Annotated in this window: 22 protein-coding genes and 1 tRNA gene; 8 read left to right on the top strand and 15 right to left on the bottom strand. The window is 42.0% G+C overall.

Annotated elements, in window-relative coordinates; all coding sequences use genetic code 11:
* Positions 1-12: 12 nt before the first annotated feature.
* Entirely contained in the window at positions 13-1779 is a 1767-nt protein-coding gene (gene pyk / locus IQ244_RS07430; protein ID WP_193891429.1) for a pyruvate kinase, read from the bottom strand.
* A gap of 436 nt (positions 1780-2215) precedes the next feature.
* On the opposite strand from pyk, the gene crtR reads away from it, so the two are divergent.
* Both crtR and IQ244_RS07420 read left to right on the top strand, forming a co-directional pair.
* A complete protein-coding gene (crtR, locus tag IQ244_RS07425) occupies positions 2216-3118 on the top strand; it encodes a beta-carotene hydroxylase (protein WP_193891426.1) in 903 nt (300 codons plus the stop codon).
* Positions 3119-3135: 17 nt separating this feature from the next.
* On the top strand, positions 3136-3276 hold the full coding sequence (locus IQ244_RS07420; RefSeq protein ID WP_193891423.1) for a hypothetical protein: 141 nt from the start codon (positions 3136-3138) through the stop codon (positions 3274-3276).
* 34 nt (positions 3277-3310) lie between these two features.
* Here IQ244_RS07420 and IQ244_RS07415 read toward each other — a convergent pair whose 3' ends face one another.
* Entirely contained in the window at positions 3311-4432 is a 1122-nt protein-coding gene (locus IQ244_RS07415; protein WP_193891420.1) for a serine/threonine-protein kinase, read from the bottom strand.
* A 105-nt stretch (positions 4433-4537) separates the two neighbouring features.
* Between IQ244_RS07415 and IQ244_RS07410 the strand changes: the two genes are divergently transcribed.
* Positions 4538-5635: a PstS family phosphate ABC transporter substrate-binding protein gene (locus IQ244_RS07410; protein WP_193891417.1), complete on the top strand. Its 1098-nt coding sequence runs from the start codon at positions 4538-4540 to the stop codon at positions 5633-5635.
* A 104-nt stretch (positions 5636-5739) separates the two neighbouring features.
* Here the strand turns inward: IQ244_RS07410 and ptsP are convergent, their stop codons facing one another.
* The 6 genes from ptsP to IQ244_RS07380 form a co-directional block, all read right to left on the bottom strand.
* Positions 5740-8235: a phosphoenolpyruvate--protein phosphotransferase gene (ptsP, locus tag IQ244_RS07405; RefSeq protein WP_193891414.1), complete on the bottom strand. Its 2496-nt coding sequence runs from the start codon at positions 8233-8235 to the stop codon at positions 5740-5742.
* Between the two features lie 231 nt (positions 8236-8466).
* Positions 8467-8730 carry a type II toxin-antitoxin system RelE family toxin gene (locus IQ244_RS07400; RefSeq protein ID WP_193891411.1) on the bottom strand — a complete coding sequence of 88 codons (264 nt, stop codon included), beginning with the start codon at positions 8728-8730 and terminating at the stop codon, positions 8467-8469.
* Positions 8727-8927: a hypothetical protein gene (locus IQ244_RS07395; RefSeq protein ID WP_193891408.1), complete on the bottom strand. Its 201-nt coding sequence runs from the start codon at positions 8925-8927 to the stop codon at positions 8727-8729. The genes IQ244_RS07400 and IQ244_RS07395 overlap by 4 nt, the downstream gene beginning before the upstream one ends.
* Positions 8928-9112: 185 nt before the next feature.
* A complete protein-coding gene (locus IQ244_RS07390; protein WP_193891405.1) occupies positions 9113-9397 on the bottom strand; it encodes a hypothetical protein in 285 nt (94 codons plus the stop codon).
* A gap of 84 nt (positions 9398-9481) precedes the next feature.
* A complete protein-coding gene (locus IQ244_RS07385; protein ID WP_322746033.1) occupies positions 9482-9688 on the bottom strand; it encodes a helix-turn-helix transcriptional regulator in 207 nt (68 codons plus the stop codon).
* A 3-nt stretch (positions 9689-9691) separates the two neighbouring features.
* Entirely contained in the window at positions 9692-9841 is a 150-nt protein-coding gene (locus IQ244_RS07380) for a hypothetical protein (protein WP_193891402.1), read from the bottom strand.
* 21 nt (positions 9842-9862) lie between these two features.
* On the opposite strand from IQ244_RS07380, the gene IQ244_RS07375 reads away from it, so the two are divergent.
* A complete protein-coding gene (locus IQ244_RS07375; protein WP_193891400.1) occupies positions 9863-10096 on the top strand; it encodes a hypothetical protein in 234 nt (77 codons plus the stop codon).
* A 323-nt stretch (positions 10097-10419) separates the two neighbouring features.
* Here IQ244_RS07375 and fba read toward each other — a convergent pair whose 3' ends face one another.
* From fba to pdhA, 5 genes are all read right to left on the bottom strand, one after another.
* Positions 10420-11499: a class II fructose-bisphosphate aldolase gene (fba, locus tag IQ244_RS07370; protein WP_193891397.1), complete on the bottom strand. Its 1080-nt coding sequence runs from the start codon at positions 11497-11499 to the stop codon at positions 10420-10422.
* 282 nt (positions 11500-11781) lie between these two features.
* Positions 11782-12468 carry a Uma2 family endonuclease gene (locus IQ244_RS07365; RefSeq protein ID WP_193891540.1) on the bottom strand — a complete coding sequence of 229 codons (687 nt, stop codon included), beginning with the start codon at positions 12466-12468 and terminating at the stop codon, positions 11782-11784.
* A 206-nt stretch (positions 12469-12674) separates the two neighbouring features.
* Positions 12675-12746, bottom strand: a tRNA-Lys gene (locus IQ244_RS07360).
* A gap of 63 nt (positions 12747-12809) precedes the next feature.
* Positions 12810-13679: an aldose epimerase gene (locus IQ244_RS07355; protein ID WP_193891394.1), complete on the bottom strand. Its 870-nt coding sequence runs from the start codon at positions 13677-13679 to the stop codon at positions 12810-12812.
* 335 nt (positions 13680-14014) lie between these two features.
* On the bottom strand, positions 14015-15049 hold the full coding sequence (gene pdhA, locus IQ244_RS07350; protein WP_193891391.1) for a pyruvate dehydrogenase (acetyl-transferring) E1 component subunit alpha: 1035 nt from the start codon (positions 15047-15049) through the stop codon (positions 14015-14017).
* Positions 15050-15843: 794 nt separating this feature from the next.
* Here pdhA and IQ244_RS07345 point away from each other — a divergent pair.
* Together IQ244_RS07345 and IQ244_RS07340 are read left to right on the top strand one after the other, a co-directional pair.
* Entirely contained in the window at positions 15844-18174 is a 2331-nt protein-coding gene (locus tag IQ244_RS07345) for an IMS domain-containing protein (RefSeq protein ID WP_193891388.1), read from the top strand.
* 644 nt (positions 18175-18818) lie between these two features.
* On the top strand, positions 18819-19139 hold the full coding sequence (locus IQ244_RS07340; protein ID WP_193891385.1) for a hypothetical protein: 321 nt from the start codon (positions 18819-18821) through the stop codon (positions 19137-19139).
* A gap of 180 nt (positions 19140-19319) precedes the next feature.
* On the opposite strand, the gene IQ244_RS07335 is transcribed toward IQ244_RS07340, so the two are convergent.
* Both IQ244_RS07335 and clpS read right to left on the bottom strand, forming a co-directional pair.
* The gene (locus IQ244_RS07335; RefSeq protein WP_193891383.1) at positions 19320-19643 is read right to left on the bottom strand and encodes a DUF2103 domain-containing protein; all 324 of its coding nucleotides are present in this window, start codon (positions 19641-19643) and stop codon (positions 19320-19322) included.
* 5 nt (positions 19644-19648) lie between these two features.
* The gene (clpS, locus tag IQ244_RS07330; RefSeq protein ID WP_193891380.1) at positions 19649-19975 is read right to left on the bottom strand and encodes an ATP-dependent Clp protease adapter ClpS; all 327 of its coding nucleotides are present in this window, start codon (positions 19973-19975) and stop codon (positions 19649-19651) included.
* 474 nt (positions 19976-20449) lie between these two features.
* Here clpS and IQ244_RS07325 point away from each other — a divergent pair, with 474 nt between their 5' ends.
* On the top strand, positions 20450-21958 hold the full coding sequence (locus IQ244_RS07325; RefSeq protein WP_193891377.1) for a UbiD family decarboxylase: 1509 nt from the start codon (positions 20450-20452) through the stop codon (positions 21956-21958).
* 337 nt (positions 21959-22295) lie between these two features.
* Positions 22296-22838 carry an outer membrane protein assembly factor BamE domain-containing protein gene (bamE, locus tag IQ244_RS07320; RefSeq protein ID WP_193891373.1) on the top strand — a complete coding sequence of 181 codons (543 nt, stop codon included), beginning with the start codon at positions 22296-22298 and terminating at the stop codon, positions 22836-22838.
* The last annotated feature ends 44 nt before the right edge of the window (positions 22839-22882 follow it).

Genomic DNA, 22882 nt, shown 5'->3' with positions numbered 1-22882 from the left:
CTTTTGCCTTTTTTAAGGTGTTCCCACCACGCCAGAGTAAATTAACCCTCGTTGCACATCCAAGGTTAAAATTGCCCCATCACGAATGACCTGGGTGGCTTTTTTCACACCAACAATTACAGGGACACCGAGACGTAAGCCAATGACTGCGGCGTGACAGGTCAAGCTTTCTTCTTCAGTAATAATGCCAGATGCTTTGCGAATCGCATCAACAAAATCAGCACCAGTGCGGGGCGCTACTAAGATATCGCCGGGGTTAAAGTTGCTGACATCTGTACTTGTTAAAGCAACTCTAGCGCGACCACTGACTGAACCTTGTCCCAGTCCAATTCCTTGACCCAATATCGCTGTTACTACTTCAACTTTAATTAAATCTGTGGAACCAGAAACGCCTTGCAGTGTACCCGCAGTCATCACCACCAAATCGCCTTCAAACAGTAATTTATGCTCTTGAGCGACGTTGATTGCAGCTTGGAATGTCTGACCAGTGGAAGGCAAACCCAATACGAGTAAAGGTTTCACACCCCAAACCAATTGTAATTGTCGCGCTACGTTGACATGGGGTGTCACAGCTAAAATTGGTGTCCGGGGACGGAATTTAGACACATTACGCGCGGTCGCTCCAGTTTGAGTTAAGGTCATAATTGCAGCTGCTCCCAGGTTTTCGGCAATTTGACCTACTGCTTGGCTGATGGCGTTGGGAATGGAACGTCTACTATCTCGCAGTTGGCGTGTGGCTGAGTTCCGTTCTTCTTGTTCTATCCGTTCGGCAATTCTCGCCATTGTTGCAACTGCTTCTACTGGGTAGTTACCCACCGCAGTTTCATTAGAAAGCATGACTGCATCAGTACCATCTAAAATTGCGTTGGCTACGTCTGATACTTCCGCACGGGTGGGGCGGGGATTACTCACCATGCTATCTAACATTTGGGTAGCGGTGATAATGGGAATTCCCAAGCGGTTAGCTGTGGAAATTAGCCGCTTTTGCAGTATGGGAACGTCTTCTGCTGGTAGTTCTACCCCTAAGTCACCTCTAGCTACCATTACACCATCACACAAAGCCAGAACAGCTTCCATTTGTTCGATAGCTTCGTGCTTTTCAATTTTGGCAATGACGGGGACTTGCTTCCCGGTGCTGGAAATCAGTTCTTTGATTTCGATGACATCTTGGGGGTTGCGGACAAAGGAAAGTGCTACCCAGTCTACGCCTTGGTCTAGACCAAACATTAGATCCTCTCGGTCTTTGTCGGTCATGGCTTTAATGGACAGGTATACACCAGGAAAGTTTACGCCTTTGTTATTGGATAACTTACCACCAACTGTCACACGACAGCATAAATCACCCTTTTCCCGATTAATTTCTTCCACCACCATTTCTACTCGCCCATCATCGAGGAGAATTTTGGCTCCGCTGGGGACTTCTTCAGCCAAATATTCGTATGTAACACAGCTAATATCCTGTGTACCTACAACTTGGCGATTAGTTAAGATGAAGCGATCGCCTTTTGCTAAAACTATAGACCCATTTTCAAACCGCCCTAAGCGAATTTTTGGCCCTTGCAAGTCTTGCAAAATTGCCACTGGCTGATTAAGTTCAAAAGCAGTTTGCCGAATTAAGCGAATATTCCGCTGATGGTCAGCATGAGTACCGTGAGAGAAGTTAAGGCGCAGCGTTGTTGCTCCTGCTTCGATAATCGCCTTGAGCATTTCTGGGCTGCTGGTAGCGGGGCCAATTGTAGCGACAATTTTTGTCCGACGTAGAGAATCTCTTAATTGCATAGGGGCTGATTTTAGGGAGCTTGTTAAGCAGTCATCGTAGATTAAAGGAGATGCTGTATTCAGTTACTGCCACATCAATCAATTTAAGCAGTTAGCGAGGGGCAGATAAAGAGTAGATTCGAGGAAAGGTTTTTGGATGGAAATTGCTGAGTTTCCCTGGGATTTTTCTGAGGGATTAGAGAACAGAATAGTTATCGTACACTAATCTTGATGCCCTCCCTCCCCAGGAAGATTTTTTTCTCACTACTCTGAAATAACTGAGTTGACACACCCTAGCGATCAGCAAATACTTGGGTTTCGTCTGGAATCATAGCGTTATTCATCTGCTACGAAGCAGATCTTTACATAAAAATTGCTATACAAAACTTTATCAAACTTTATTTTTGACTAATATTTATCGTATATTCGTAATGTTTTGATAAAGAAGGAGTCAGAAATGCTGGCGTTGGAGGCACAACAAAAAGTATTAAAAATCCCGCCGAAAGAATTCTTAGCGCCTCCTGGTTATTTCAGCCCGACAATGCTGGTTTTTTTGTCTGCTGTCACCATGTTAGTGTTATCGAATTTGGGCTACTGGCTGTGGCAATGGCCACACTGGTTATGCTTTTGCATTAACACCTTAGCTTTGCATGGTTCTGGCTCAGTTATTCACGATGCTTGTCACCAGTCTGCACACCGTAACCGGATCATCAATGCGATGCTAGGTCATAGTAGCGCGTTGATATTGGCTTTTGCTTTTCCAGTATTTACACGGGTACATTTACAACATCATGCTCATGTTAATCATCCCAAAGATGACCCCGATCATTATGTCTCTACAGGTGGGCCTTTGTGGTTGATTGCAGTGCGGTTTTTATACCATGAAGTATTTTTCTTTCAACGGCAGCTATGGCGGAAATATGAGCTATTAGAGTGGTTTATTAGCCGCTTAATTGTTGTCAGTATTGTGTATATTTCTGTGCAGTATGGCTTTTTAGGCTACATTCTCAATTTTTGGTTTATACCCGCCTTTATCGTTGGGATAGCACTGGGATTATTTTTTGATTATCTGCCACATCGGCCGTTTGTTGAGCGCGATCGCTGGAAAAATGCTCGCGTTTACCCCAACCCCATTCTGAATCTCCTAATTATGGGGCAGAATTATCACCTCATTCATCATCTTTGGCCTTCGATTCCTTGGTACAATTATCAACCAGCATATTATGTGATGAAGCCTCTGTTAGATGAAAAAGGCTGTTATCAAACTTCGGGATTATCCCAAAAGAAAGATTTTTTTGAGTTTGTTTACGATATTTTCTTAGGAATTAGGTTTCATCATCACAAGCCAACTGATAACTAAAAAATTCGGAGGCTGACATGAAAATTTGGGTATGGAGTGCTATGGGAATTTTAGCGATTAATTTAGCTGTACTGGCAATTGTGGCATTTTTAATTCACCGAGATAGCACTCAGCCAAACTCTAATCAATCACAAATAATGCAAAATTTTGGTTCTTAACTACTGAATTTTTGTGTGTTGAATTTACTCAAAATTAATGATTAATGCCTCGTGGTGTGGGTAAGGCATTTTGAATTTCCGGTTCGGGTGAAATTATCTGCAAAGACCAATAACTCACAACCATCAAAATTAAACCAGAAACCACACCAATGACCAATCCAAGTAGTAAAGGAGATTTTTTTGGAATAACAGAAGTTTCAGTAGTGCTTATTTGTTTTTCTAAAAGCGGCGCTGATATTGTACTGTTAAAAACCGAGTGGGAGTTATATGCAGATAAAGTATTTTGTGAGGGAAATGTTGACAACAGCGTAGCATCTTGATTATTGATATGAGGTAACAGCGCTGCTAATACTTCCTTGGCGGATTTATATCGGTCGTGAAAGTGATAACACACCATTTTATTAATTACCGCCGCTAACTCAACATTCACATTAGCTAAATGTTGCCAAACAATTTCACCTGTTTTGCGGTTTTCTGGTAATTGTGTTGGATGTACCCCTGTTAATGCTTGAATGGCAATTATCCCTAAAGCATAGATATCACTATTAGGTCTTGGTCTGCCACGTTGTTGTTCACTAGGCATATATCCTGGTGTACCGATCGCAATTGTAGATTGTTCAATAGGCACTAAATTTTTTTGATCTTTGACCAATTGCGTCAAAATTGGTTTAACAGCACCAAAATCAATCAAAACTAAGCGATTGTCTGGGATGCGTCGCATAATATTGCTGGGTTTGACATCTCGATGTATCAACCCATGACTATGGACAAAATGGAGAATTTCTAAAACTTCTTGTAGGAGTTGAATAACTTTGCTTTGTGACCAACAGTAACCAGGTTGAAGTTCGGTACTTAAAGTATGCCCTGGAATAAATTGTTGCACCAAGTAGAATTCTTGGTCATCTTCAAAATACGTCAATAAATGAGGAACTAAATCATAGTCGCCGAGTTTTTGCAGAGCTTGTGTTTCTCGATTAAATAGCCGTCGGCGGAGTTCTATGGGAATAGAAACTTCGTTACTTGGTAAAAAATGCTTGACAACGCAGGTGGGACGATTTGGCAGATGTGTGTCTTCAGCCATGTAGGTTTTACAAAATATTCCCTGACTTAAAACTTGCACAACCTGGTAACGTTCACTGAGTAACTTCATTAACATGGTACGATGTACCTGACGGTTGTTTCCCGTAATATCACGTAAAGGTATTTACTTATAGTTTTAATATATATTCTTTATTAAAGACGCTGAATAAAATTCAATCTAATGAGCAACAGTAATAGAAAAGCTGTTTCACTCAGCACAGACGCTATTCAGATGATCAGAGGGCTGATCATTGGCGAAGTAATTACAATTGTACTGATTGGCGGGCTGTGGTTATGGCTGAGACCACGCTTATTTGTTGGTAATCGTCAGATTTCTGTCTCTAGTGAGAATCCCGCAACTGTCAGTACTCCTACTGGTTCAACTTTTGCCCAGGTTAATGATATGCCAATTGGTGCATTCAATTATGGTGGAAGTACAGCTTGGGCATCGATTAGACAATTAGTAGATTCACAGATTCAAAATACTCGTCCAGAATTTCAACTGCTCTACGTTAATCCTACAGATGGTAGTCCTGGTTCGGGCGCAGGAATTAGAATGTTGCTGGCTGGGAAATTAGACTTTACTCAGTCATCCCGTCCTTTAACAGATGCAGAACAAGCTCAAGCAACACAACAAGGTTTAACAATTGAGCAACGACAAGTAGGGATGGATGGAGTTGCAATAGTAGTTAACCCAGAGTTGCAAATTCCCGGCTTAACTGTTGAACAATTACAAAAAATTTATCTGGGACAAATTACTAACTGGAAGCAAGTAGGCGGAAAAGACTTACCAATTGTTCCTTTGTCCCAATCTCCTGAAAATGCAGACACCCTGTTATTCCCTGATAAGCCAGCAGATAAGCAAAATTTGAGTTCTCAAGTTGAGTATGTTTACTCCACTACAGAAGCATTACGCCAGATCAAAACAACTCCTGGTGGTGTGTATTACGCTTCTGCTAGAGGGGTAATCAATCAATGTGGTGTGAAGCTATTACCTTTGGGGGTAACTTCAGAACAGTTAGTATCTCTCTACCGTGAACCAGTTGTGCAGTCAAATCAGTGTCCGCGACAACGCAATCAACTGAATACAGTAGTGATCAAGAATGGTACTTATCCCCTAACTACCAAATTATTTGTCATGATTAAGCAAAACCAAGGTCAAGAACAACAAGTTGGGGAAACATACGCCAAACTGTTGCTGACTGAACAAGGACAAAGAGCGATCGCCCAAGCTGGGTTTGTGCCTGTTAATATTCGAGAGATAGCGGCTAATCAGTAGGTCAACAAGCATCATATTATCTATGGTGCTGGGAATTTTATCCCAGTTGTGCGATCGCTCGACCGATTCACACCCAAACAATAAAAAATCTTCTTCCAAGCCTTTCACTGCACCAAAGCTCTCACATCATTTGCTGACTCTAATTGTAATGCGGTGGTGGCGATCGCCTCTGCTTGAGTTACAGTTAATTTGGCGATCGCCTGTTTAATTATCCCGATAGCTTGGGGATTGACGCTCAATTCATCTAACCCCAAACCTAATAAAATCGCTGCGGCTGAAGGGTCTGCTGCTAATTCTCCACATAATCCTACCCAAATTCCGGCGGTGTGAGCAGCTTGTACAGTTTGTTGGATCATTCGCAATACGGCAGGGTGTAAGGCATCGGCTAAATAAGCTACTCTGGGGTTATTGCGATCGCCTGCCATGACATACTGACTTAAATCATTCGTCCCGATACTGAAAAAGCTGACTTCCGCCGCTAATTGATCAGCTATGGCGACAGCTGCGGGAACTTCAATCATGACACCCACTGGCAGATTTTCATCAAAGGCGATTCCTGCTTGTCGCAGTTCGGTTTGTACTTCACCTAATATTGCTTTAGCTGCACGTACTTCTGTGACAGTCGCAATCATCGGGAACATCACTTTAATATTATGTTCTGCACTGGCGCGTAAAATTGCCCGCAACTGAGTTTTAAATAATTCTGGATGATCTAAACAAAAACGTATCCCCCGCCAGCCAAGGAAGGGGTTAGCTTCGTGAAGGCCGACTCGCAAATAAGGTAATGGTTTGTCACCACCGACATCAAGAGTGCGAATAATTAAGGGACGGTTATCTAAAACTTCGGCGATCGCTTGATAAACTGTCAGTTGTTCTTCTTCAGTCGGATCTGTAGTTCTATCTAAATATAAAAACTCAGTCCGCAACAATCCCACACCTTCAGCACCACCCGCTACCGCCGCTTGTACATCTGCAATGCTACCAATATTGGCGAGGATATTTATCTGTTTGCCATCACGGGTAATTGCTGGTTGATGCGCCTTGGTGAGTGCTTCTTGTTTAGCCGTTTGCCAAGCTTCCCGTTTAGTTTCCAATGTCGTGAGAATATCTGCTTCTGGTTCTACCCAAGCTTTACCGCTTTCACCATCCAGCCCCATCAATGTACCATCTTCTAACCGCAACACTTCGGGATTCACTCCCAAAACGGCGGGAATTCCCAATGTCCGCGCAATAATCGCACTGTGAGATGTAGCACTTCCCGATACTGTACAAATACCGAGTACCTTGCGAGGATCTAATGCGGCTGTATCTGATGGTGTCAAGTCTGTGGCGACTATAATCGCTGGTTCAGCCAGATACAAACTACTAGCAGCATTTCCCGCCAACAGTCGCAGTACCCTTTGCCCTATATCGACAACATCTTCAACTCGTTCTCGCAAATACGCGTCTTCTAAGGTGCGGTAAGAACTTGCAACTTCCTCCACCACGGCTTGCCAAGCGGCTTCTGCATTGAGGTGATGTTCCATAATGCGCTGCTGCACAGTTTCCAACAACACGGGGTCTTCTAAAAATAGTAAATGAGCATCAAAAATTGCCGCTTCTGTGTCACCTATTTGCAAAGATGCTTGGGAAAAAATAGTTTGAATTTCTTGTTGCGCCGTGTGAATTGCTGACTGTAAACGTTGCCATTCTCGCTCCGGGTCATCTACATGATATTGTGTCACAGTTACCGGAGCAGGTTGATAATGAATGACAGGTGCGATCGCCACTCCTGGAGAAGCCGCAATTCCTGAAAGTTCGCCATGAGTTGCCGGAGTTACGGGTTGCTGTATTGTTGGTGGAGACACAACAGCAGTATTATCTTCACCAAAGTTATTCGCGAATAAGCTTTGTAACGTGGCAAGTGCTGCATCCGCATCAACACCAGTTGCAGTAATTAAGAGTTCATGTCCTTGACGTACGCCTAAAGTTGTGACTTGGTTAATACTGTCACCTCGGACAACTGAGCTATTTCTCGTTAAATTCTGCACCTGAATTTGAGATTGAAATCTGGCGGCGGTGGCGACAAACTGCGCCGCCGGACGCGCGTGTAAACCTAAACGATTGCTCACAGTCAGCCGAATTTCTCTACTAGGATAAGCTGCGCTGGTTTTTGGTTGGATATGACTATTAACATCTGCTGTCAGGTTAGGTATACCTAATTGCGTGGCTTTGGCGCTTAATGCTCCCCTAGCTTCCGCCATTACCTGCTGAATATTCTTACCTATGGCGGCTGCAACAGCGGCGGCGATCGCACCTTCTACTAGTGGGGCTTCACAAAGATATACTTTTTCTTGATGTGCTTCTGGTAGGAATTCGACAGCCATTTCTGCATTCATAACGGCACTACCGAGATCCATCAACACTAATACACCATCATCGCTAAATACAGATGCGATCGCCTCATAAATCTTCAGCGCATCTGTACCCAAGGGATTTTCTGCATCTTCAATCCCCGCCGCCACCGCAATGGCAACTTTGCCCTGAACCATTTGTGCCGCGAGTTCCTGCACACCCAGAGCCAATTGTTTACTATGAGAAACAATAACTATTCCGACCACTGCAACACCATCAACTTTGTTGAGAGTCTGAGATTGAGCTAATTACCCGTTATATTTACCCTGGCGCACCACCAAAATAGCATCAATACTTCATTTCAATTGTAATTGTCCAAAAATTTTTAGAATGATGGGGTGGTTAGGGTAAAGATGCGTAGACACATACCGGCTGGTCGTCAACATCGCACTGAGTATTAAGAAACAGTTAATACTATTAAATAAAATTAATTAGCTTTATTCGCGGCGATAAACATCTCTACGATGACCAACCTTAACAACTTTAACTATTAATAGTTCATCTTTTATTTCGTATAAAATCCGATACTTACCTACACGAACACGATAATTATCTTCCTCGCCTTCTAGCTTCACTACTCCATTAGGGCGGGGATTGTTTGACAACTCTTGAATTTTCTCTTCTATGGAAATTTTTATATCTTCAGTCAGCTTTTTTAATTGTTTAGCCGCCCTAGTTGTAATTTCTATTTGATAAATCATGCACTCTCTTGCTGATATTCTTCCCAAGAGATAGTAGTATCATTTTTTGCCACAGCAATATCTTGAATATCCTCTTCATCTTCAATTTTACGAATTTTTAGTAACTCTAAAACATCTTCTAAAGTGTCTTCATAAGCTTGTTCTAGTTCTTCATAAATAGCTTGGAGTAATGCTTGTCTGGTTTTTGTATGTTGCATTATATACCTCATTATTTACTTTTGATGGCGTATATCTACACCATGATTGTGGTATTTGAAATATGCGATCGCAGTTGTTTCTAGTTTAACAATAGATTTTAGCCGTATGATGGCAATCATCAACGGTCGGGTGAGCTTATCACCTATGACGTGAGGGATTTGATCGCAGTATAATTAGCTATGCTTCAAGGCAAAGTACAAATTATCCCAAGTTCATTTTCCTTTAATGAGCCGCTAACATAAAAAATTAATGATGCAATTGTTCCAGGAGTTCCCACTGGAGGTTCACCTGAAATTGACCATGCCTTTAAAGAGAGTTCAACAAAAAATTGCATATTTTCCAGTTTATTCAACCTATCTTGTTGTTCTAAATAATCTAGAACAGTTTCATCTAGATAAATATCTGTACCATCAAAAGCTGGTTCAATTACTTTTGCAAGACTAATACTTTCATTGACTGTTATCCTCATGTCTTTCTCCTTTTTTTTGCTTATAGCTATTGTTAATAGTTGGTAATGAATGTATATATATCAAATATTTTTGATATTAATTACCTAGTCTTCCACCAGTTCTATCAAATCTTCAATCGATACGCCAAAGACACGCGCCAGCTTTAGTACAGAAATTAAATTAACCATTGCCATTCCTGGAGAATTTGCGTAAGTTGCAACAGTGCTGTAGGGAAGTTCAGAACGCTCAGATACTTCCTTGAGTGTCCAACCCCGCACCGCAGCAAGTTCTTTAATTCGCAATTTAAACACACATCATCCTGACTTGACAGTATCGAGATTTCGATTTTTAATAGTTTCAGCCTCAAAAATCGAAATCTCGATTTTTGAAGTAAACACATCAAAAGCGATCGCTCGTCTTGCCTGGAAAACTTGAGAGCGATCGCCATTTCTAACACATCCCACAAAGTGGGACAGTATTGACCTATGATACCAACCTCAAAGCCAAAATCAAATAGTCATCCTTGGTGTATTATTCGACAACTACCAAATATGCAACGAATGGTAGTAGCTAGATTTCATCGTCGCCATGATGCAGACGCTTATAGACAAATTCTTCAGCGATTATTACCCACAGCCAACCATGTAATTGTCTTTGACTCAACAGTTTCAGAAATAGCAGAAGAGATTGAAAGGACTTTAGTAGAGCAAATGTCTTAGAACTCAAGCAAAAATTCTCTCAACCTCTCATTCCTCCGTAACCTCTGGTTACTGAGCGACTTGTACCGAGCATTCGCGCAGCGTCTCCGTCAGGAGAAGTCCAGGTAAGTCGAAGTATGCGCCTCTGTGGTTCGTTATTTGTTTTACTGCATCTGTTGAGACAGCACAAGACTTTTCAATCTGTCGCCTGTCACCTATAACCTATCACCTATTCTAATTTCAACAAAAAACCGAGAAACTGTTATGTTTCCCGGTTTATTTTTAATATTAAAACCCTCAGTTTAAGGAAACACAAAAGTATCCCCTATAAATTTTTAGCTAAATTAAACCTTAGCAGCAGCCTTGCTGATAGCGTTCAATTCACCTTTAGCATATTTAGCAGCAAAAGTTTCTAGAGAAACTTGTTTAATCTTGCTTGCGTTACCAGCAGTACCGAATTGTACATAGCGTTCTGCACAAACCTTCTGCATATATGTAATAGAAGGCTTGAGGAAGTGACGGGGGTCAAATTCCTTGGGATTTTTTGCTAAAGCTTCGCGCACAGCAGCCGTGATAGCCAAACGGTTGTCGGTGTCGATGTTCACTTTACGAACACCGCTCTTGATACCTTTTTGGATTTCTTCTACAGGTACACCGTAGGTTTCAGGAATCGCACCACCGTACTCGTTAATCAAAGCAATTAAATCTTCGGGTACGGAAGAAGAACCGTGCATTACCAAGTGGGTGTTAGGTAGACGACGGTGAATTTCTTCAATGCGGCTGATTGCCAAAATTTCGCCAGTTGGTTTGCGGGTAAACTTGTAAGCACCGTGGCTTGTACCGATAGCTACAGCCAAAGCATCTACTTGGGTTGCTTCTACAAAGCTAACAGCTTCATCGGGGTCGGTTAACAGTTGAGAATGGTCAAGAGTACCTTCAAAACCGTGTCCATCTTCAGCTTCACCTGCGCCAGTTTCTAGAGAACCCAAGCAACCAAGTTCGCCTTCTACACTTACGCCCAAAGCATGAGCTACATTGACAACTTCGCTAGTAACTTTAACGTTGTACTCAAAGCTGGCAGGGGTTTTAGCGTCAGCTTCCAAGGAACCATCCATCATGACGCTGGTGAAGTTGTTCTTGATTGCTGAGTAGCAGGTAGAAGGAGCATTACCATGATCCTGGTGCATGACGATGGGAATCTCAGGATAGGTTTCTACCGCAGCCAAGATCAGGTGGCGGAGGAAGTTTTCACCTGCATAATTACGAGCGCCACGAGAAGCTTGCAAAATTACGGGGCTATCTGTCTCGGCAGCAGCCTTCAGGATTGCCTGAATCTGCTCCAAATTGTTAACGTTGAAAGCTGGGATGCCGTAACTGTTCTCAGCCGCGTGATCCAAGAGCAGCCGCAATGGTACAAGCGCCATAGATAGTCCTCCTAATAATGATTTTCAGCTAGTCGTTATGAGACAAGCGTAATCTTTACGCTAATCTTAAGAGTTTTTTCAACTTATAGGAAATTATAACTAGTGTAGGGTGCTTATGTTGAAAAAGTTTACGCCACCTCTCATCAAGATGACCTATGCTTGACCTAACCTGCTGTCAAGTATGCTACGTTACAGTTATTTGCTTTGGTAGTGTGGTAGTCCAGATAGGTAATAATCCACTGTTGATTATTCAGGCAAATATACAGGCGAATCGCACCTAATTCAAAACACCAGCTGCTCAACAAACGCTGCGTGTTCAGCAGACTGCAAGCCTGTTTGTAAGACATTCAACACAACCTGCATATTTCCAGTTAATAACTCTGTAGCCACTAACCATAAACCGGGAAAAGCCTGACTGCGTATAATCCCCTCATTATCAGGTATTAACTCCAAATATTCGCCCTGTTCCAAATAAAACCAACTCAATTTCTGCTCAAGCACTTGCCAAACAATATATTCTTTCACACCATTACGGCGATAAGCCTGTTTTTTAGCATGAAGGTCAATAGCCACACTACTAGCAGCAATTTCAATAATTAACTCCGGCGCACCTTCGATATAATCATCTTCACTTAGCCTTGTTTGACCGCCTGCTTCTGGTGCGATGAGCAGAACTGCATCTGGTTGAGGTTCGTTATCTAAGTCTAGGCGCACAGTTGGTTCAACTCCCAAAGCTACACCAGGTGTAGCGGCTTCATAAGTAAATAACCAACCAGTAATCCAACCATGTGGTTGACCGTGACTTCTAAAACGTAATGCAGCAGGCATTATATATACAATTCCTTCAATCAATTCGGCTTTTTTGACGTTAGGCGTAGCGTTGTAGCGACGCTCAAATTCATAGCGAGTGAGTTTGTCGCCATTTTCTAGAAGGGGAATTGTCCGATGTTGTGGAGGAGTTTTTACCATGACAACGGTAGTTGTTGAGTTTATGCCTATCCTACCGAATTGAGAATATTTCTTGTAGGTTTTGTGCATAGACCCAAAGCGGTGAATCGGTTTCTGTCGGTTGCGAACTACCGTTAGCGACGCAACAGCATCTCTTTTGAAAAACCCCACATACAAAAATACTTGCCGCAACATCAAAGTCTTAGCAAGCATTTTTTCCTTTTATATGGGTCGCCCGGGATTCGAACCCGGAACTAATCGGTTAAAAGCCGAGTACTCTACCGTTGAGTTAGCGACCCGTGCGTTTCTTTTCGCAACTTTGCCATCATAGCACAAACATCGGTAGAATTGCAAAGTTTTTTTTAGAAAAAGTTTGCAGTGAGTTTGACGGATGCAGTGTAGCTGGCTCCTGGCTCTACTACAGTCAGGTTTTCGCCTGTGTTGAGGGAGTTGCGGGGAGCGCTCCAAGGTTCTAGACAATAGAATTCTTTCCCCTTGACCGTCCAAAAAACTACGACGGGATAATCATTACCGTAATCTAAGGTCAATTTTAACCTACGGCTATTATCGGTTACTGTAGCTGATTTAGCAGTTAAGCGCTTGAAGGCTGCATCAATTTCATCTAAATTAAAATCAAAATTGCCGTTAAAGGTTCTGATTTCCTTGGTTATGTTGTCTTGATACTCGTGACCCGCAATTTTCACCTCTAGCTGTGTTTTATCTGGCGCTTGGAAGTAAGGATGAAACCCAGTGGAAAAAGGTATGGATGTTGCAGAAGAGTTATCTAGATGTTGCTGAATTTCTAAAGTACTCCCGTTGATTTTATAACTGAAACTCAAATGAAAATCAAAGGGGTATACGGCTTTTGTTTGCGCGTTGCTGACAAGATGAACTTTGATATATGTTGTATTATCCTCGGATACTTCCTCCACGTCCCACGGTAAGTCACGAGCAAAGCCATGCTGTTTGAGGGTATATTTCTGTCCGTTGTGAGTATAGGTGTTATCTGGTAAGTTGCCACAGATGGGAAACAAGATTGGATTACCGCCCCTAACACTTAAATCGGGGTGAGTAAAACGCTCTTTATCCAAATAGAAAATTTCTTGCCCTTGAACACGCCAACTAGTAATAATCCCACCGCGTTCTGGTACAACTTTTATTTGAGTGTCGGAAGTTTCGTCCGCAAGAATGTAGGTTTTGTACTGCTGCTGTTGAATGGTAATTGTCGGCACAAGATTATTCCTTAGAGGTTACAGGCTAAAAGTGAGAGGCTATAGGTTACAGGTAAGCCACTGCGGTGGAAGGGTTTCCCGGCATAAAGCAAGCAAGTGGCGTTAGCGACGCAGGAGCGTCACCCGAAGGGTAAGAGGCTAGAGGGTCTAAAAATGAATGTATATATCTCTAGTACAGGTCGGCGTAAATAAACTGACCATCGGGAATTGCTAAAAGGCTTGTGTTATCACAATTCTTTCTTTTTCCTTTTGACCTTTTACTTTTGCGCCTTGTTGTACTAGTCCCTAGTTCCTAGCCTCTAGTCCCTAATTTCCCACTCCCTAGTCTCTGACAATTACTCGTCTTCTGCAAATATAAAGCGATACAATTCGCTAGGATCAGGTTCAGGACTACTTTCGGCAAACTTCACGGCTTCATCAATGACATCCTGAATTTTGTTGTCAATGGCTTTTAGTTCTTCTTCACTAGCCAAATTTTGCTCCAGCATATAAGCAGCCAGCTTCTTAATTGGGTCACGAGAGAACCAAAATTCTTTCTCAGCTTTGCTGCGTAATTCATCTGGGTCTGCTAAGGAGTGACCACGGAAGCGGTAGGTGAGGGCTTCAATTAATGTGGGCCCTTCTCCAGCACGAGCGCGGGCGACTGCTTCTTGCGCGACTGAGTGGACGGCGAGTACATCCATGCCATCTACTTCCACGCCTACCATGTTAAATACGCTGGCTTTCTTGTAAATTTCGGGTTGGGAAGTCGCCCGTTCGTGAGCCATACCAATTGCCCACTTATTATTTTCCACCACAAAAAGAATGGGCAGTTTCCATAAGGCTGCCATATTCAAGGTTTCAAAAAACTGACCGTTGTTAGCAGCACCATCACCAAAGAAGCAAGCGGTTACTTGGTCAGCTTTGGGGTCTCCCAAAACTTCGCGGCGGTATTTGCTTTGAAAAGCTGCACCAGCCGCAACAGGAATACCTTCTGCGACAAAGGCATAGCCACCTAATAAACCATGTTCCGCCGAGAACATGTGCATAGAACCGCCGCGTCCTTTGCTACAACCTGTCTCTTTACCAAATAATTCCGCCATAACTTCTCTGGCGGGAACTCCTGCACTCAGGGCGTGAACGTGGTCACGGTAGGTACTGCTGACAAAATCTTCCCCCGGACGCATTGCCTTGATAACGCCAGATGAAACAGCTTCTTGACCGTTATATAGGTGGACAAAACCAAACATTTTGCCCCTGTAGTACATTTCCGCGCATTTATCTTCAAAAAAGCGTCCTAACACCATGTCTTCGTACAGCATTAAGCCTTCTGCTTTGGTGATTTGAGCGCTGGCAGTATCAAATTTAGGTAACGTCCGTTCTTGAACCATTATTTTTTTAGTATCCCTGTTGTAAAACTGAAATTTACCATGTTAAATAGGCCGCTTTCTGACAAATCTGCTGGTTTGCCTAAGCTAAGTTGGGCTGGAGACAAAAACTAAAAATTTATGCACTAAGCAGGATTATTGGGAATAGAGGGAATAAATAGGTGAATTTTGGCATTTTATGAGTCGCTGTCGGCGATTTTTACACCCTAACTGCAATATATGACCTCTCATACTGCCCTCTGCCGTTTTACAATCCCAACTCCTGCACAAATACTATCAATCAGGATAGCTTGGTTTCTGCATATCTATTAACAATTTCGCACAAATCAACGGCGAAACTGAAATTTATTTTGCTAAATAGTTGTCATTAATATCTAAGCATAGTATAATTTTATTCCTTGATATTATTAACATCTACCATTACCAGTATTACTACTATCACAGCATAGACAGGGTAAACACTTAAGTAAAAAATCAAGCAGATAAGCTTATAAATTAGGTATGACTAGTATGATTAACCAGTGCAATACAGTTTTGCTGTGTCTCATGGCTGATAGGAGTTATACACAAGTAAATACTAAGAATTAAGACAAAGATTCCCTCTGATCTAGGCGAAGTCAAATTAATAGTATTAAAATGTGTCTCAAAATTTCAGAGGGAACAAAATTAATTGTTGCACTATACACTTATAGTGTAAGTCCGGCACGGTATTATTCACCGTAATATTATGGCACGGTTTTACAGGCCTGGAATGCTCTAGGTGGGTTATGTTGATCACGGTGCAGGGGAAGTAGGCTGTGCGAATTCCGCTAGATTACTACCGAATTTTAGGACTACCGTTAGCGGCAAGTGAAGAACAGTTGCGACAAGCGTATAGCGATCGCATTGTACAATTGCCGCGACGGGAATATTCTCAAGCAGCAATTTCTTCTCGTAAACAACTTATAGAAACAGCTTACGTGGTTTTATCAAATCCGAAAGAACGTAGCAGTTACGATCAGCTTTATCTGTCCCACGCTTATGATCCTGATGGCACTGCTACAGCTACAGTCACAGCGGGTAAACGCACAGAGACTAATCGTGATCTTGATGGCCAAGGTCTCAATATTGAAATTCCCCAACAGGAATTAGTTGGTGCGTTATTGATCTTGCAAGAGCTAGGGGAATACGAACTCGTCCTCAAACTAGGTAAAACATACCTAAACAATCATCATGGTGCTATCTCTACCAAAATCGGCAATCATCTGGCCGAGGAAGACTTTCTCGAAAGTAGTGAACATCCTGATATTGTTTTGACTGTAGCTTTGGCTTGCCTAGAATTAGGGCGTGAACAGTGGCAGCAAGGTTATTACGAAAATGCGGCAGTTTCTCTAGAATCTGGGCTAGAAATGCTGGCGAGTGAAGGGATATTTGCCAGCGTGCAGGCAGAAATCCAAGCTGATCTTTATAAACTGCGTCCTTATCGGGTTTTAGAATTACTCGAACTACCTTTAGAAAAGACTGTAGAACGCCACCAAGGCTTGGAATTATTGCAAAGTATCCTCGAAGATCGTGGTGGTATTGATGGGACTAACAACGATCAATCAGGGTTAAGTATTGATGACTTTCTGCGATTTATTCAGCAAATCCGTCACTACTTAACAGTCGCCGAACAACACAAGCTATTTGAAGCTGAGAGTAAGCGTCCATCTGCTGTGGCCACATACCTAGCAGTTTATGCTTTGATTGCTAGAGGATTTGCCCAACGTCAACCAGCCTTAATTCGTCAGGCGCGACAAATGCTGATGCATTTGGGTAAACGTCAGGATGTGCATTTAGAACAGTCTCTCTGTGCGTTACTATTGGGGCAAACCGAAGAAGCAACCCGTGTTTTGGAAATGAGCCAGGAGTATGAAGCTCTAGCTTTTATTCGGGAAAAATCCCAAGACTCGCCAGATTTGTTGCCAGGGCTGTGCCTGTATGGTGAACAATGGTTACACAATGAAGTTTTTCCCCATTTTCGTGATCTGTCAAGGCAGCCAGCTGCACTTAAAGATTACTTTGCCAACCCCCAAGTGCAGGCTTATTTAGAAGCATTGCCTACTGATGCCGAAACTAGCAATGAATGGGGTGTGATTAACCGCCAACCATTTACCTCACCGCAACCTAATCATCCGCGTCAACAAAATTATGCTTCGGGGAATTCTCGCCAAAATCATGGGAGAACACCTGATCTAGATTTACCAGAACCCAGTAACTACAAAATACCTGAGCATTCTCATTCTTCACTGCCTAAATCAAATACACAACCTGCATCAACTACGGCTAATCATCACCAGCCGCCAGAAATACCTGTAGCATCTTTTACTCAGCCCGAACGGGCAAATGGCTCAACTAGTCATAATCTGAATGGTAAAAGTGCTGCGCCCCGTCCTACCCAAAAACGTAGGCGGCGTAAGCCTCCTGCTCAACCTGTTAACCGAGAACATAGCTTAGATAATCATCGCCCGACTCGGCAACGGCGTACTGTCACCAGCAATTTAGATCGGAAAACACGATTAGTCTGGACAGTATTTGCCTCATTGGCGGGTATATTAGTTTTCTGGCTGATAGTTTCTACAACCTTTGGTTGGTTAAAAGATATCTTTTTCCCCTCTCCAGGTATAGAAGGTCAACCGTTAGCCATCCAACTAAATCAACCACCAATAGAAATTCCTAATGGTGATAGAGAATTGCTGCCACCGGATGGCCCTCTTACAGACATAACAGCAGAAGAAGTAATTCGGACTTGGCTTTCTACTAAAGCTTTAGCTTTAGGGCCAAACCATGATGTTGAGAGTTTAACTAACATTTTGACTGGTTCATCTCTATCTCAATGGCGATTAATTGCCCAGCAAGATAGAGCCGATAATCGCTATCGCCAATACAACCACAGTGTTAAAGTTGAATTCGTGAGTAAAAATGAACTAGACTCCAATCGCGCTGCTGTCTTAGCTACTGTCAAAGAAGCAACACAATTTTATGAAAACGGTCAGAAGAAAAAGTCTTCTAACGAAAGTTTGCGGGTTCGCTATGATTTAATTCGGCGAGAAGGTACTTGGCGAATTCAGAGTATGTATGTTGTTAATCAAATTAGTATGAGTTTTTAAACTTATGTATAGCAATCTGAGTTGATTTCTGAACTTATTCATGAAGGTAGGGAACAGGGAACAGGGAATAGAAACTGTACTGAGTTTTTTTTACAAATTAAATATGAGTCCTATCGGCTGATTAAATTGTGAATAGATATGGCAGTGGATTAGATAGCAAATTGATAGTTCCTATTGTCGAGATATATACGTATATCTAGCAATTTGTTGAGGAGTAGCGAACAATAGACTTCTGGCACAAATGCTTAGATAGCAAGATCTTTAAGCCTCACGCCAAGGCTTAGGGGTTATGGAAAATTCACTTGTTTAATAAACAGACATAATCTGACTCATCCATAAGGTCTAATTTTCTTAACGGTGTTCTCTGTTCATCCTTAAAAAATAGTTAATCTATCAAATAAAATTGCTACCAGTATAGCTGAAGGCAGGAGAATAAAGTTTTACTATTTCTGGCATTCAAGCTTTCAAATTGTCCTAATATATCTGACTACCGTTATATATTTAGTTTAGTTAACTAACATTAATATAGTTGCAGTTTGTAACATTAATCCCAGGGCTTATTGCAGTTTGTAAACATTTTGTGTAACTGAAAGGAATATTCCTTTAGACTGAATCTCAATTGCAAAATATTGGGATCGAGGCAAATGCATTCGATGAGTTTTTTGTGTCATGAATTTGTAGTTGCTGTTTCATTTGGTGCTTGTGTTCTTGGTTTAATATTGCTCTGGGACGGTAAGCAACCAAAAGATGACATCGAAGAAACAGAGAAGATTTTGTTTAGAATGAGTTTTTCTTACTGGCTCGTATACTGTGTAGCTTTTGCGCTAGAAAAGGTAATTTTACCTGATTGGGAATCTGTAATGATTTCTTTGAAAATCACAACAGCGTTGTCATATTTTTTGACTTTCTCTTGTATTTTAAGTTTGCCGCTACATAAATTTGCAGTACATAGAGTTGAAGAATAGCCAAATGAAGTTTGAAGTATGAAGTCTGAAATGGGGTCAACCATCAAAGGACGGACTAGTACAACAAGGCAAAAGTAAAAAGGCAAAAGTAAAAAGAAAGAATACTTATAGCGCAAGCTTTTACCCATTTCCAATGGTATGCCTATTTCCGCTGTGACGTACTAGTAACTTTTAAGTTGATTAATGTTTCATGGCGATCGCGATCGCTGTTTGTAGTTCATCCTGGACTAAACTAGTCAGGATGAACACTTCTTGTACTGTTTTACCTTGTCTAGCAATGACTTTGTAACCTCCACGAATTGGTACAGATATACGTAATTGCATTTTCGGGCTATGACCTCTCACCCGGCCAATTACGCCTGGGGTAACAGTGTAAATACCATCTTGCTGACAAAGCAGTTCTAAAATAGGTATAAGACCGGGAAGATGGGTAGAGTGATTCCAGACTAGTCTGCCATCTTTGCGGTTATTTGGTTTTTGGGAATTTGGCTGAGATTTATCCATGATAATTAAGCTGCTTCCAGGGGAGCCATAGTTAAACCGGCTCGCCGCAGCTGTTGGTGATACAATTCTGCTGTTTCTTGGGGGCCTACCCACACGATCGCTTGCCCTTCATAATGTATCTGATTAGTTAAATCCCAAGCGCGATCGCCAGTCATATTCGGGATATACTTCATCAAGCACTCAGCGACGTGCTGAAAAGTATTGAAGTCATCGTTTAAAACGATCACCTTGTAATTGGGATACGGTTTACTAACAGTTTGACTAGACCGTTCAGGAGCAACAGTTGGTGCGGTACCCATCCCGTACACAGCTGCTGAAAGTCTTGTAAGCATAAGACAGTTGACTACCAGAATTTGACAAAACTACATTATAAATAAATAGTTTAGTCTATAGAAAGTCTGAAGTATGAAGTCTGAAGGGTGAAACGTTGTTCTTTAGACTTTTGGACAAAAATATGTAAACCCAGCAGGTAGCACATCACAAAACCACCTGCTAGGAGATAAAAATCTATATCTCGCCATGTTTGAAGGGTAGAGCTTATTTGTCATCAATAATGCCTATCCTTAGATAGAATAACCAGATTGCTTGGGCAACAGGGTTAAGAAAAGTCAATCAATTAGTTAACGCTTGGAAAAGGGAACGGGCAAAAGATCGTTTCGTTCTCAGTACTCACACAGAATTAATTACACAGGTTCTTTTCTGTTACCTGTTCCCCATTCCCTACTTCCTAGATCATAGAGCGAACAATAGCTCATAATATTAAACAGGCGCTTCATACTTCTTAACTATTTAGTTTTATTAGAACAATGGCCAGAGATTTGCGGGGATTTATCAAAATTTTAGAAGAAAGAGGGCAATTACGGCGTATTTCTGCCTTAGTTGACCCAGAGTTAGAAATTGCGGAAATTTCTAACCGAATGCTGCAAAAAGGCGGGCCGGGGTTATTGTTTGAAAATGTCAAAGGTGCATCTTTCCCAGTAGCTGTAAATTTGCTGGGGACTGTGGAAAGAATCTGCTGGTCGATGAATATGCAGCATCCCCAGGAGTTAGAAACTCTGGGGAAAAAGCTGAGTATGCTACAGCAACCGAAACCGCCGAAAAAGATTTCCCAGGCGATAGATTTTGGCAAAGTGCTGTTTGATGTTATCAAAGCCAAACCCGGAAGAGACTTTTTTCCCGCTTGTCAGCAGGTGGTAATTCAAGGCGATGATTTGGATTTAAATACTTTACCCTTGATTCGTCCTTATCCTGGGGATGCTGGCAAAATTATCACCTTGGGGTTGGTAATTACCAAAGATTGCGAGACAGGTACGCCGAATGTGGGTGTATATCGTTTGCAACTGCAATCTAAGAATACGATGACTGTTCACTGGTTATCGGTGCGAGGTGGAGCAAGACACTTGCGAAAAGCGGCCGAACGTGGGAAGAAATTAGAGATAGCGATCGCTCTTGGTGTTGATCCATTAATTATTATGGCGGCGGCTACACCCATCCCTGTAGATTTATCAGAATGGTTATTTGCTGGGTTATATGGCGGTTCTGGGGTACAGTTGGCCAAGTGTAAAACGGTAGATTTAGAAGTCCCCGCAGATTCTGAATTTGTTTTAGAAGGAACCATTACCCCAGGGGAAGTTTTACCAGATGGGCCTTTTGGCGACCACATGGGTTATTACGGCGGTGTGGAAGATTCGCCGTTAATTCGCTTTGGGTGCATGACACACCGCAAAGACCCGATATATTTAACCACATTTAGCGGTCGTCCACCGAAAGAAGAAGCGATGATGGCGATCGCACTTAATCGTATATATACTCCAATTCTGCGCCAACAAGTCTCAGAAATTGTGGATTTCTTCTTACCAATGGAAGCGTTGAGTTACAAAGCCGCCATTATCTCCATTGATAAAGCCTATCCCGGACAAGCACGCCGCGCCGCCTTAGCCTTTTGGAGTGCGTTACCCCAATTTACCTACACCAAATTTGTGATTGTCGTCGATAAAGATATCAATATCCGCGACCCCCGACAAGTAGTTTGGGCAATCAGTTCTAAAGTTGACCCCACCCGCGATGTGTTTATTCTGCCGAATACACCCTTTGATACCTTAGATTTTGCCAGTGAAAAAATTGGTTTAGGTGGAAGGATGGGAATTGATGCAACTACTAAAATTCCCCCAGAAACCGAACATGAATGGGGCGCACCACTAGAATCAGATCCTGATGTTGCTGCAATGGTAGAAAGAAAATGGGCAGAATATGGTTTAGGAGACTTAGAGTTAGGCGAAGTTGACCCTAACTTATTTGGTTATGACATGAAATAAGATCAAGACTTGCGGAAGAAGATTATCTGTTGAAACTGGGTATGAGGGTAGAGGGTGTAAAGGTTCTAGATAATACACCCTTGCCCAAACTCTTGATTTTTAGTTGTTATGCGTAATTCCTCAATTAATTAAGTAGGTCGGTGTTAAAAATTGTCGTTATGACAAGGCAAGAGGCAGGAGGGAAGAGGTGTTCCAGCCACTTTACTTTTCGTTACATAGTTCGGTTTATTTGCACCGTTCTACTTACACAAGTTTTTTCCTGTAACCTGTCTTCTATTTTCACCAATGAATATAATGGTGTCCGACTACTTATAAAACCTAGTTGAAATAAACTCAAATGAAAAAAATTATTTTCATAACAGCGTTAACTAGCTTGTTTTCGCTTTCTTTGCCAGCTAACCACAACTTGATTTTGGCGCAGTCTCCACAAGTAACACAAACTCAAAACACAATCATACCTATTGCGAAAGTTGGGCTAGGAAAAATTCGTCCCGGTATGTCTGAACAACAAGTACGCCGCATTCTAGGAAAACCCACCAGCACTAAAACCGAATTTAGCCAAGGAGTTGGTGACAATATTCGCACGCTGGAATATCCTCATATTTCTTTATCCTTAGTTCCTTATGTAAACAAACCGAAAAACTTCTTTGTTTACCACTTTGTCACGCGTAGTCCAAAACTTCTAACTCCCACAGGCGTGAAAGTTGGCGATACGCAATCTCAGGTAATTAAGGCTTACGGAAAGCCATATATATCGAAAGACGGCAAAGTTATCTTTTTAGGATATGGGGTTGGTAGTCAAGATAATGCAGCAGGATTGACATTCAGCATCGAAGCCGGCAAAGTCACAAAAATTGAGTATAGTGAACAGCTAATTTAAGTTTTACAGGGAACTCTATATATAGGAATCCGACTTAATTATTG

This window comes from Nostoc sp. LEGE 06077 (genome assembly GCF_015207705.1).
In the GTDB taxonomy this organism is placed as follows: Bacteria; Cyanobacteriota; Cyanobacteriia; order Cyanobacteriales; family Nostocaceae; genus Nostoc_B.
This window is presented reverse-complemented; position numbering and strand designations above follow the sequence as displayed.